The 11,231-nt window shown below is 51.2% G+C and carries 7 protein-coding genes and 2 pseudogenes; 1 reads left to right on the forward strand and 8 read right to left on the reverse strand.

Annotated features, from left to right (window positions below; all coding sequences use genetic code 11):
• Positions 1-150: 150 nt before the first annotated feature.
• The 6 genes and pseudogenes from BLP82_RS32120 to BLP82_RS22600 form a co-directional block, all read right to left on the reverse strand.
• On the reverse strand, positions 151-939 hold the full coding sequence (locus BLP82_RS32120) for a methyl-accepting chemotaxis protein (protein WP_371914143.1): 789 nt from the start codon (positions 937-939) through the stop codon (positions 151-153).
• A 69-nt stretch (positions 940-1,008) separates the two neighbouring features.
• A pseudogene (locus BLP82_RS32125) lies at positions 1,009-1,785 on the reverse strand (MCP four helix bundle domain-containing protein); the annotation flags it as partial.
• A 194-nt stretch (positions 1,786-1,979) separates the two neighbouring features.
• Positions 1,980-3,044, reverse strand: coding sequence for a hypothetical protein (locus tag BLP82_RS22585; RefSeq protein WP_092173170.1), 1,065 nt, complete (start codon positions 3,042-3,044; stop codon positions 1,980-1,982).
• Positions 3,045-3,469: 425 nt separating this feature from the next.
• Positions 3,470-3,778 carry an addiction module antidote protein gene (locus BLP82_RS22590; protein ID WP_072409893.1) on the reverse strand — a complete coding sequence of 103 codons (309 nt, stop codon included), beginning with the start codon at positions 3,776-3,778 and terminating at the stop codon, positions 3,470-3,472.
• 2 nt (positions 3,779-3,780) lie between these two features.
• Positions 3,781-4,013 (reverse strand): annotated as a pseudogene (locus BLP82_RS22595) (type II toxin-antitoxin system RelE/ParE family toxin).
• 1,127 nt (positions 4,014-5,140) lie between these two features.
• A complete protein-coding gene (locus BLP82_RS22600) occupies positions 5,141-6,103 on the reverse strand; it encodes a hypothetical protein (RefSeq protein WP_092173172.1) in 963 nt (320 codons plus the stop codon).
• 356 nt (positions 6,104-6,459) lie between these two features.
• Between BLP82_RS22600 and BLP82_RS22605 the strand changes: the two genes are divergently transcribed.
• On the forward strand, positions 6,460-8,553 hold the full coding sequence (locus tag BLP82_RS22605; protein ID WP_170842361.1) for an AAA family ATPase: 2,094 nt from the start codon (positions 6,460-6,462) through the stop codon (positions 8,551-8,553).
• 703 nt (positions 8,554-9,256) lie between these two features.
• Here BLP82_RS22605 and BLP82_RS22610 read toward each other — a convergent pair.
• Both BLP82_RS22610 and tnpB read right to left on the reverse strand, forming a co-directional pair.
• Positions 9,257-10,768, reverse strand: coding sequence for an IS66 family transposase (locus BLP82_RS22610; RefSeq protein ID WP_092172509.1), 1,512 nt, complete (start codon positions 10,766-10,768; stop codon positions 9,257-9,259).
• 18 nt (positions 10,769-10,786) lie between these two features.
• Positions 10,787-11,146, reverse strand: coding sequence for an IS66 family insertion sequence element accessory protein TnpB (gene tnpB, locus BLP82_RS22615; protein WP_256576650.1), 360 nt, complete (start codon positions 11,144-11,146; stop codon positions 10,787-10,789).
• Between the last annotated feature and the right edge of the window lie 85 nt (positions 11,147-11,231).

Raw genomic sequence — 11,231 nt, forward strand, 5'->3', positions numbered from 1 at the left:
CGCCCAACACACCTGTATCGGCAGGTCAAAAGCCGGATCGACCAACACAGGACTGCGATCTGCCCGGCATCCAACACACCGGGCATCAGGACGAAGCCCTGCTGATGCAGGGCTCGCAGGAGGTCGCCAGTAGGCACCACACCACCGGCTTCAGGTACGGAAGCGGCCGGTCAGTTCCGCCAGGTTTCTCGACAGGCTCGAAAGCTGCTGACTGGCCTGCATGCTCTGGGCGGAATTGGATGCCGCTTCGTTGGACAAGTCGCGAATGTCGGAGATGTTGCGGGCAATCTCTTCGGTGACACTGCTCTGCTCTTCACACGCATTGGCGATCTGCGCGGCCATGTCGTTGATCCGCTGGATAGAGCCACTGGTACCGCTGAGCACCTCATCGACCCCCGCGGCGCGCTCGACGCTGTCCCGGGCCTTGCTGCTGCCGACCTGCATGGCTTGCACGGCCTTGGCGACACCGCTTTGCAAGCGCTCGATGCGCACCTGAATGTCTTTGGTCGAGTCCTGGGTGCGTGCCGCCAGGGCCCTGACTTCGTCGGCCACGACAGCGAAACCACGGCCTTGCTCACCCGCCCGTGCCGCCTCGATGGCTGCGTTCAGCGCAAGCAGGTTGGTCTGTTCGGCAATGCCCCGGATCACTTCGAGCACGGCGCCGATGCTGGAGGTTTCCTGGGCCAGTGCCTCGATCGTGCCCGAAGCGCTCTCCACTTCCTGGGCCAACTGGCGGATCGACTCGATGGTGCTGCTGACCACCTCGGCACCGTCCCGAGACTGACTGCTCGCCTGTTGCGCGGCATCCGAGGCGCTCACCGCGTTATGCGCCACTTCATGCACCGCCGCGCTCATCTGGGTGGCGGCGGTGCTGACCTGATCGAGCGCCGCATGTTCGCTGCTGATCAAGCGGTCATTCGTCGCGGCCATATCGGCCATGGCACGCGCTGCGGAATCGACCTCCCCGGTCACCCGTCCAACCTCGGCGATCAATGGCTGCAACTTGTCGAGAAAACGGTTGAAGGCACTGCCCAGCTGGCCCAACTCATCGGCCGAACGGACCTCCAGACGGCCTTTCAGATCGCCACCACCCTCGGCAATCTGCTCGACGCGGTGCAGCAGTCGACGCATAGGGCTCAGCACCACAAGTGGCAGAACGACAAGCACCAGGATGCAACCAAGCAGGCCGACCAGCAGAATCACGCCTTGATGCACGCCGACCGTCTCACCGTTTTCAATCGCTGCGTCACCTTCGCGATGGGACGCCGCATCTTCCAGCTCACCGAGCTTGTCGATGGAGTCGCGCATGGTTTCGAACAGGCGTTCACTGTCACCGAAGCTCAGGGCACTAGCGCCCTGCGGATCCCTTACAGACTGTTCGACGACCCGCCGCGAAACCTGCATCCATTTCCCGAAGCTGTCATTGAACTGACTGACCAAGGCCTGCGCCTCGGCACCGGGTTGCATCGCGGCATATTTCTGCACGCGGTCATAAGCCTGCTTCGCATTCTCGCTGTGACTGGTGCCCAGCGCTTGAATATGCTCGTCGGCATGGCCATCCAGCAGGCTGCGCTCGGCAACGAAAGCCTGATAAAGATCACGATCAGCGTTGAGCAGCAGGCTGATCGCCGGCAGATAACGTTTGGTCAATTGCGTACTGGATTCAGTCACCTGACCAATACCGCGCATGCCCGCCCACCCCATCAGCACCAGCAACACAGCCAGGAATGCGATCGGAAGGGTGATTTTCCAGCGAAAGCCCAGATCGGCGAAAAACCGCAACATGGGGTGTCACTCCTTTCATGGGGATTAACTTACCTATCGGCAGCCATGCCTTGAGCTATAGACCATTAGTCCAATTGTTACAAAGCTTTGGGCTGTGATCATGCAGGTTGCGGAGCGGGTTGGGCGGGATAAAAAGGGGACTGAACGCAGGCGCTTAGGGGACTTTTCTGACATCGCCCGCACCACATTTAAATTCAATTGCTACCCGTGATGCGAACGTTACCTTCCTCATGATATTGGGGGTAATGAGTAATCAATCCCCAACTTTCCACGCTGTGTTTGCGGCCAAACGCATTCATCGGCGAATCGGGCGTGACGAAGACGGTGAGTGTGTTGTCGGCGGGGCCATTGAAAGGCTGTACACGCGCATAGATTTGCATCGTTCTTTGCTTGCCGAGCCCCTTGGGCAGTCGACCATTGACGACCGTATTGGGTAACGGGCCGGTGCCATAGAACCCCGTTCCAGCCTGCACGCGCTGATGCAGGTTGATGACATATTTGGGATACAGGACGACACAGCGTCGAACGTTATCCCACTCCACCGGAAGATGATCAGGCAAGGTTGTCAGTGACTGAATCGCCAAGCGCAAATCGCTGTAGGCCTCTGTCCGCTGCGTTTGCGCAAGCCCCCGCTGAACGCCCACGGCATTAAGGAACAGCGCTTCGGCCTGGGCACAGGCATCGAGGTTAGGCTTGAGCAAGCGACGCGTCTTGACGAGCGCGTTGGTCATTGTGATATGGACCATCCGCAACGACTCGAAAAACACATCCTCGGAGGCAAAACGCGAACTGACACCACTGGTCGGAGCCGGCTCACCTTCCGGATCGAGGCCAGTCAACAACCTGTCCATCAGTTGCTGGTCCGTCAGGGAGGGATGATGCCGGGCCAGGACATGACCGCTCTCGCCCTGTCGAGCCCGCACGTTGGCACGCACGCGCAACGCCCTGACCTCTCGACTGACAAGGGCCTCCTGCAAGCTGAGAGCAGCAGGAACCACGTTCATGTTCATGACGTTAAGCCCGTTCATGGGCGGCGGAGGCGGAAACGGAACACCATTGAACCCCGCATTCTGCGGTGGTATGACCGCATTTTGCTGAACACCTGGGGCTTGCTGCTGGACATTTGGATGGCCCCCACCTTGGACCACTTGGGCACGTACGGGCGCAGCGCCACCGGCATTTTCTGGAGGGGTCATGTTGTTGCCCGTCGTCAGCCAGTTATAGAACTGCTGCACGTAGGCCAAAACTCCATAAATCATCGTCAAGCCTCCAGGAAAATCCTTTTAGACCGTCGAAAACACCTTGCCTGGCGCTTGTCCGTTAAGAGAGGGCGTTGTCGATGAGACTGCCCGCCTTGCCCCGGTGGCCATGGGCAAGCCAAGCAGATGACTGGCTTGAACGCAAATTGCAGAAGGGAATTTTCCGACATTTCCCGCCCACATAATTCAGGAAATCTTCTTACGCATCATCTGATTGATGATTTCTCCAGCGAGGCCCTATAGTCCAAACGTCGTTCTAAGAGCCAGCCCTTTCAAGGTCTTTGATAAAATCCCCCAAAACCAGTCAGGGTGACGAAAGGAGAAAGCGGGAGGAGAAAGCGGGGACAGACCACGATTAGAGGCAGGCTGAATACAGATGAACTCACAATCGTGGCCTGTTCCCAGTCTCCGCTCTAATCCACTCTTCAGACAGGTGAATGATTAGCCGCATGCCCAGGCTGCGCATGAAGATCGATGCCTAGCGCATGAATGACCTTGAGTACGGTATCGAATCTCGGTTTTGATCCGGGGGCGAACGCCTTGTACAAGCTTTCTCGTCCCATGCCGGAGTCTTTAGCGATCTGCGCCATGCCTCGGGCCTTGGCTACATAGCCGATCGCTCGGAGAAACTCCTCGCTATCACCATCAGCCAACACCTGGGAAAGGTATTCACTGATCGCTTCGTCGCTATCGAGTAGTGCGGCCATGTCAAATGTCGTCAGGTGTTGGCTCATGCTCAAATCTCCTTTGCCAATTTCTTCGCTCGCCGGATATCAGCACTCTGTGAAGACTTGTCGCCCCCAGCCAGTAGCACGATGACCACTCCACCGCGCATGGTGAATAGACCCGGTAGCCAGCGCCTACATCCACACGCAACTCTGAAACACCATCACCGACAGGTTTCACATCGCCCAGGTTACCTGCTGCGGCGCGATCAATGCGGCGGGCGATAGCGATTTTTGCTCGCAGATCACGAACCGATGAATGCCAAGCAGTAAACGTCTGCGTTTACTGAATGAGATAATTCATGGGCAAACCGTATCCAGTTGGATACTAGCAGTCAAGATGCTGATGCCGGTCTTCCCTCCGTATTCTCAATCCGGGACGGAGGGGAAGAAATGGGAACAGATCACGATCTGATGATGAGTGAACTCAAAACTGTGGCCTGTCCCAGTCTTTAAATCGCGGCGCAAATCATAGGTCAGGCGATCCGCGCCCCGACGTTCACGCTCGCAGTAAGGCCACACAATCCATGTCGCCGCGTTCGCCACGCGACAAAACGCCAAAAACGAAAAAGCCCCTGAAATGTTCAACCATTTCAGGGGCTTAGTCGTATTCAATAATGGCGGAGAGATAGGGATTTGAACCCTTTTGAATGGCTATCTATACCGCTTGAGGCCTTGAAATTAGAGAGGTTTCCACAGACACCGGCGCCTGAAGCGGTTCGAAGCGGTCCTCGACTTGCCCTAAATTTGCCCTAGATTTGCGGCTCCTATGAGCTGAACCTTGAAGCCGGAAACGGTAGATCACGTATATGTCATGCCCTTGATGGATTGGCCCACCTAACCCCCGGCCTTCACAGCACGGACGTTATAGCACCACAACTCTCAGTACCACTTTCGTACCACCACTCCCACGCGCTCCCCCCGCGTCCTGCTCGCTTGCCGCAGGAGCAGCCGAGTACTGCCACAGCTATGATTGATAATCTTAGAAACGAGGAGCAGTCATTGACAAATGTTCTAGAACGCCATAATTAGGGCCTAGTACTACGCTGATAGCGTTTGAGCCCTACCTGATTGCTCGCCGCATGCAGGGCTAGCATAACGCCCCCCAACACTATGAATCCAATGTGGGTGCGACGATTCGACCCGCCCGGATAGCGGATAGGGCAGTCAGCACATCTCTGACTTCCCCATCAGTCACCATGCACCCGTTTCCTTAGCAAGGCTGAGGGCTAGCGACGAGGCAACCTTCAAGCTGTAGCCATTGAGGCAGCCTTACATTTCTCAAACCATCCAATACAATTGGGTTAGACTTCAACATTGAACATAAGCGGATACGAACATTTATTCATAACTTCAGCCAGTTGACACTTTCTAACCAACGTCCTTTTTTTCATGAACACAGACTTTTAGCATTGACAATATTTCTTCCGCCTGTTCGGGACGACTTTTACTTAATTTGGTCATAGCGTTAGATAAAAACTCTACCACAAACGCACTCAACGGTAGTCGAGTGGTAACGTAATGTTCCTCCATTACCTCCTTGATAATTTTTATAAAATTATCGACACTCCATTTATCCCCTTTTTTCAATGCAGCATTTAATCCTTCGACTGATGCAATAAGTACATTACCAGGGACTTTTTTCAGTTCCCAAACCCTTATCTCTAACCTACTTACGTCCGAAGCGAAACCTAGTTGATCTTCCTGAAGCTTATCCGCCTTTGCTTCGGCTCTAGCGGCAGACTTCACCCCCTCAGCAAGCTTTTCCTCTAATGACACTCTAAACTGCTCGAATTGCGATCGAATCTCTGTGGCTTGGGATAGCATTCTATCGAGATCTTGTTGACTTCTTGCTTCATGCCGGGCCTCGATCTCGCTGCTCACCTTTGAAAATTTGGAATCAATATCAGAGTTTAACACTGCAAGCTTTGCAGCATAATCATCTTGAATACGCTGAATATCTCGCTCATGAACTTTAAAGCTCGTAAAAAAACTAGCTGTAACTAGAACCAAAACTATACTTACAGCCACCCCGAGAGACCATATGACAATACTTATAAGCGTACCCTGAAACTCTGCCACTAATAAATTTTTTTCTTTTAGTGTTTTCAGCTCGCTTGCTAGCGCCTCCTCTTTTTTTACACGTTCGATCTCAAGGCTCGATACAACATTTGATTGAGGGGCCAATTGCGGCTTGTGCTGAAGGTCAGCCCCCCCTTGGATCGCGGTAGCAATGACATTCTTCTCCTGTTCCTTAGCGTCAGACGGCCCCGAAAAAACCGCCATTGCAACAAGCGTTGCGCACATCACAAACCCTAGAACCCGCAATCTCATATTGTAACCCCTGAAAAAATGCTTACCGATAGCAGCTAGCCACCATCATATCTTCTTTCAGTACGAATACATATCGTATCAGTGCATTTGAGTATCTCTTTACAGATAACGCCTCACCACCACAGAGTAAGAACCACGCGAAGCAAAGTATACAATCGTGCCGAGTCTTTTCGGCGGACGACGAAGTCCGCCCTTGCTCTGACCGTGGTGAGAGAACGTCATGGTAGTCGACTCGGCGCACAGGCTAATTTTCGGAAGGTGCCCAACACTATTTAGGACTGATTCGACACACACCCATGCAGAAAAATGGCCATGAGCTATTATGTAATCTCAAACCACTGATAACGGGACCGAATATGGAAATTATAATTTCTAACTGCAACAACATAGATAGCGGGACACTGCAAATCACCCCAAACAAGCTCAACATTAAATATGCAACAAACGGCAGTGGCAAAAGCACAATCGCAAAGGCATTAGCATATTCCATTAATGACAGACTCACAGGCTCAAGGAAAATACTGGAACTTACAGCATTTAAAAACTCTCACAACAAGGAGGCCACCCCTCAAATACAAGGAGCGGAAGACATAACAAAGCTGAGAATATTTGACGAGGCGTACATTAACGATTTCGTATTCCAAGCCGACGAATTAGTAAAAGGCAGTTTTGATATATTTATACGAGACAAAAATTACGAGTCTGGCATGGAAGAAATAAAATCCTTAACCAACGAGATGAAAGACCTTCTAGTCGGAGACCCTGAAATTGAAATATTAGCATCAGACCTGATTGAGCTTTCAAGTGCCTTTGGCAAACCGGTAAAAGCAGGGTTCCATGCTTCAAGCAGTATTGCCAAAGCACTAAAATCAGGTAACAAAGTTGCCTCCATCCCGAAAGGATTGGAAAAATTCTCCAATCTAATTCAACACGAGCAAAATTATAAATGGGTAAAGTGGCAACAAGAAGGTCTCCCTTTTTTAGAAATATCATCTGACTGCCCCTACTGCACACACGACGTAAAAGACACAATCGAAGTTATAAATAACGTCACCAAGACCTACGATTCAAAGTCCATCGAAAGCCTCAACAAGACCGTAACAGTTTTTTCAAAACTCAATAAATACTTTACAGACAGCACACGTACAAGCATTGATAGCTTTATAAAAAATATCGATGGCTACACGGATGCACAGGCTGAATACATCCGCGAGGTCTGGGGTCAAATTGATCGACTCTCCGAGAGTTTAAGAAGGGCACAAAACCTGGGGTTTTCGTCATTTAAAAATGTGGATGTGATTATTGAAGAGCTGAAAAACTATAAGATAGATCTCAATCTATTCGTCCACCTTAATTCTCAAAGCACTCAGGATAAAATTCAGCTTATCAACAAAGGCATTGATGGATTGCTAGAAAAAGCTGGAAAATTACAAGGCAGCGTAACAAAGCAAAAAAAACTTATAGAACGGCTAGTTGAAATTAACGGAACCGGAATTAATGACTTCTTGCGCAACGCAGGATATAGTTATTCAGTGAAGCTCATTGAAGACGGTGAGAACTACAAACTCAAGCTATTGCATAACTCTACGAAGGGGGAGATCGAGAATGTTCGGTCCCACCTCAGTTATGGCGAGCGAAACGCGTTCTCACTAGTATTATTCATGTATGATTGCCTAAAGACAGAGGCCGAACTAATAATACTTGATGATCCAATTTCATCATTTGATAAAAATAAGAAATACGCCATTGTCGATGCGCTATTTCGAAAAGATAACTCTTTCCGGGAGAAAACCGTTTTACTTCTCACCCACGATTTTGAACCTGTAGTAGATATGATGCTGCATCACCCCGATCGATTTGTAAAACCGGCTGTTTACTTCCTCGAGAACAACTCCGGCCAATTGAACGAAAAAAACATAGACAAAACCGATATCAAAACGTTCATAGAGATCGCTATTAGCAACTCTAAAACTGATTGCCACGACATTAACCGCCTAGTTTACCTGCGTCGATACTACGAAATCATTCAAAACAAAAAAAACAGCTTCGACATTTTGTCTAGCCTTTTCCATAAAAGATTGACCCCCTCGAAAAAATCTGCAGAGGGTAATTTTACGGATTTAACGGAAGAAGAAATACAGGACGGAACCAACCACATTATTTTATTCGTTGAAAACTTTGAATACCAAAGACTCATCAAACTAGTACAAGATGACGCACAAATGAAAGCACTGTATTTCTCATCAAAAAACAATTACGAAAAACTGCACATATACCGAATGTTATTTGACGGAAAAGAAAAAGACATCGAGTCTGATGTGATACGCAAGTTTATCAACGAAGCTTTCCACATCGAAAATAATTACATTTACCAACTCAACCCTTCCGAATTCCAGCTAGTGCCGCAGTACGTTATAGACGAATGCGACAAATTTATAGGTGGCTTATAGGTAGGTTTAAATCGTGGGGCGCATCCAACTGCAAGTACCGCACACCATTGCATAACGGTTCACGGGTAACTGTGAGATAAGCCACAACTGCTCAGGGATCGTTGCCACATCCAGATCCACCTTTGGCTTTCATGTTGACCCACGGGAAAGAGGTCAGGAGGGTTAGTTTTTGTAAACCGTCATGAAAGCGTTATGCAGTGAGGGGTTGCCAAGAATGGCCAAGGTTAGCTTCCAGTTAGATTTGGTAATGTCATTACCTCTTACCCACACCAAACAAAAAAATAAAAACCCATTAAAAAACAATCACTTATATAAAAACAACTTTTACCTAACCTTACCTAACCTCTCAAAGTTAGGTCTCAAGCCCAACAAATATGGACCTTCTGTTCACAATTCCCCCAAAAAAAACCTAACCCTTTTCCCGTGCCGCCATCTGAATTCGCCTTCCTGAGCCTGCACGTTTAAAAGTGCGAAAATCCCACCGCCGCAGGGTTTCGCAGTATTCGATAGCCAGGAAACCCTTCGACAGCACACGACGGGCTTGATTTGAATGGGAGTGCAGAGGCGCAGAGAAAGAGACCCATTTAGCCCACAGGAGTGGTGGGGGGATGACGGCGTGCGCTGGTGTCAAAACTCAAAGAGATGGAGATGAGAATTAAGTAAGCGTTCCATAAACCCCACCGATTTGAAGTGGGCGGCGCAGTCAGCTAGATGACGACGGCGAACAGTTCCATGGCAGTAGGGCCTCGTAATCCTCAACCGAGGACGCTGTTGGCAAGCGCTCAAGCGCGTGGCGCAGCCACGCATAAGGCTCTTGGCCGTTGGCTTTGGCTGTCTCGACCAAGCTATAAAGCTGAGCGCTGGCCTTCGCGCCTCTAGGCGTGTCGCTAAAAAGCCAGTTCTTTCTTCCGATCACGAAGGGGCGGATGGCTCGTTCGGCCCCGTTGTTGTCGATAGGCAGGTAGCCTTCCTCGACATACCGTTCAAGCTTGTCCCAGTTGTTTGCCAGGTAGGTAACTGCTTTGCCAAGTGCATTCTGCGTAGTCACATAGGGCAGCGTTTTGTGCAGCCACTCTCTGAGTTGTCCCATTACGTGGCAGCTCAAGTCCTGGCGAGCTTTTTTGCGCGCCTCATCGCTTTTCTCTTTGTAAGCGATTTCGATACCGTACAGTTTGCTGATCAGTTTCAACGCGACATCTGCCCGTCCCGTCTTGCCTTTGGGTTGCACTTTTTGTGCCTCAACGAACTTGCGACGAGCATGGGCCCAGCATCCCAGGCGCTCAATGCCAGGTTGAGCACCTAGCGCGTTGTAACCGGCGTAATCATCGGTCATGAGATAGCCACGATAGCCATCAAGCAGACGTGCAGGTACATCCTGCGCTCGGCTGGTGGAGTAGTCGAAAAGAATCACAGGCTTATCGGGCGGGCCGCCGGTTTGAACCCACATCCATGACTGGCTGCTCGGCTCTCGGTCAGGCTCTTTCAGCACCTGCACACGAGTTTCATCGCAGTGGATGACACGGCTGGCCAACAGGTTGTCGCGCATTAAATTCAGGAGTGGCTGGAAGTGCTCGCCGCACTGGATAACCCAGCGTGCCAAGGTCTGACGAGGGATATCGATGCCATGGCGACCCAGTACATTTTCAAAGCGGTGAAGTGGCAAGCCGTCCACGTATTTGGTGGTCAGCAGCATCGCCAGAACGCTTGGACTGGCCATGCTTTTTTCAATCAACTGGGCTGGTTTATCCGCAGTGACCGGCGCCGTTTCGCAGTCGCGACAGCCGTAGACTTTACGAACGTGTTTGATGACCCGAATCTGCATCGGCACGATTTCAAGTTGCTCGCTGACTTCTTCGCCAATCGCGTGTTTACGGCAGCCGCAGACGCAGCTCAGTTCATGCTCGGGAAGTTCGTGGATGACTTCGATACGTGGCAGGTCAGCAGGCAGCGGCTTGCGTTTACCCCGACGTTTGATGGGTGAGACGACCTCTTCATCAGCATCTTCGCCGGCAGGTTCGGCAACGCTTTCCGCTTCGTTGAAAAAGGCCATCTGTGGCGTAGCAGGGTCGGCCGCTTGCTCGGACTTGCGGCCAAACAAACGCTGACGTAGCAGCGCATTTTCCTCCTCCAACAAACCGACCCGCGACTGCATCTGCGCAAGCATTTGCTTGAGCAATTGGGGATCGTCGGGGAGGTTTTCGGGCATGGAGTGCATGCCCTGGATTATACCGAATCAGGCCACAAATCGCGGCGTCAAAACCTGATGAGGGCGGTTACGCCAGAGGTCAAAGCCGTCGAGCATCCAGTTGAGTTCCTGAACAGTCAGGACAATCGCCGCGTCGGTGGCATCTGGCGAAGTTTTGAATCGCTCGGACTCCAAGCGTTTTAGCCAAAGGCAGAAGCCGTTGCGCTCCCAGTACAAAATTTTCACTCGATTACGTGGCTTATTGAGGAAGACGAAGAGCACCGGGTCGAAAACGGCGACCTTGATGTCCAGCTCAACCAAGGCAGCCAGGCCGTCGATGGATTTTCGGAAGTCGACCGGCTTGGGGTACAGATACACTTTTTCGACTTTGGCGTCGGGTCGCATCATGGCGAACGGGCTCCTGAGAGAATCGGGAGCACAGCATCCGACATCAGCTTAGCGCTTTGAATGTGGGGTTCATGGAGCGCTTACA

The organism is Pseudomonas sp. NFACC37-1, assembly GCF_900101575.1.
GTDB lineage: Bacteria > Pseudomonadota > Gammaproteobacteria > Pseudomonadales > Pseudomonadaceae > Aquipseudomonas > Aquipseudomonas fluorescens_AA.

Bases quoted from the DNA above. Each gene is read 5' to 3' on its own strand.
- BLP82_RS32120 (WP_371914143.1), bottom strand. From the start codon at position 939: ATGGCCGATATGGCCGCGACGAATGACCGCTTGATCAGCAGCGAACAT.
- BLP82_RS22585 (WP_092173170.1), bottom strand. From the start codon at position 3,044: ATGATTTATGGAGTTTTGGCCTACGTGCAGCAGTTCTATAACTGGCTG.
- BLP82_RS22590 (WP_072409893.1), bottom strand. From the start codon at position 3,778: ATGAGCCAACACCTGACGACATTTGACATGGCCGCACTACTCGATAGC.
- BLP82_RS22600 (WP_092173172.1), bottom strand. From the start codon at position 6,103: ATGAGATTGCGGGTTCTAGGGTTTGTGATGTGCGCAACGCTTGTTGCA.
- BLP82_RS22605 (WP_170842361.1), top strand. From the start codon at position 6,460: ATGGAAATTATAATTTCTAACTGCAACAACATAGATAGCGGGACACTG.
- BLP82_RS22610 (WP_092172509.1), bottom strand. From the start codon at position 10,768: ATGCACTCCATGCCCGAAAACCTCCCCGACGATCCCCAATTGCTCAAG.
- tnpB (WP_256576650.1), bottom strand. From the start codon at position 11,146: ATGATGCGACCCGACGCCAAAGTCGAAAAAGTGTATCTGTACCCCAAG.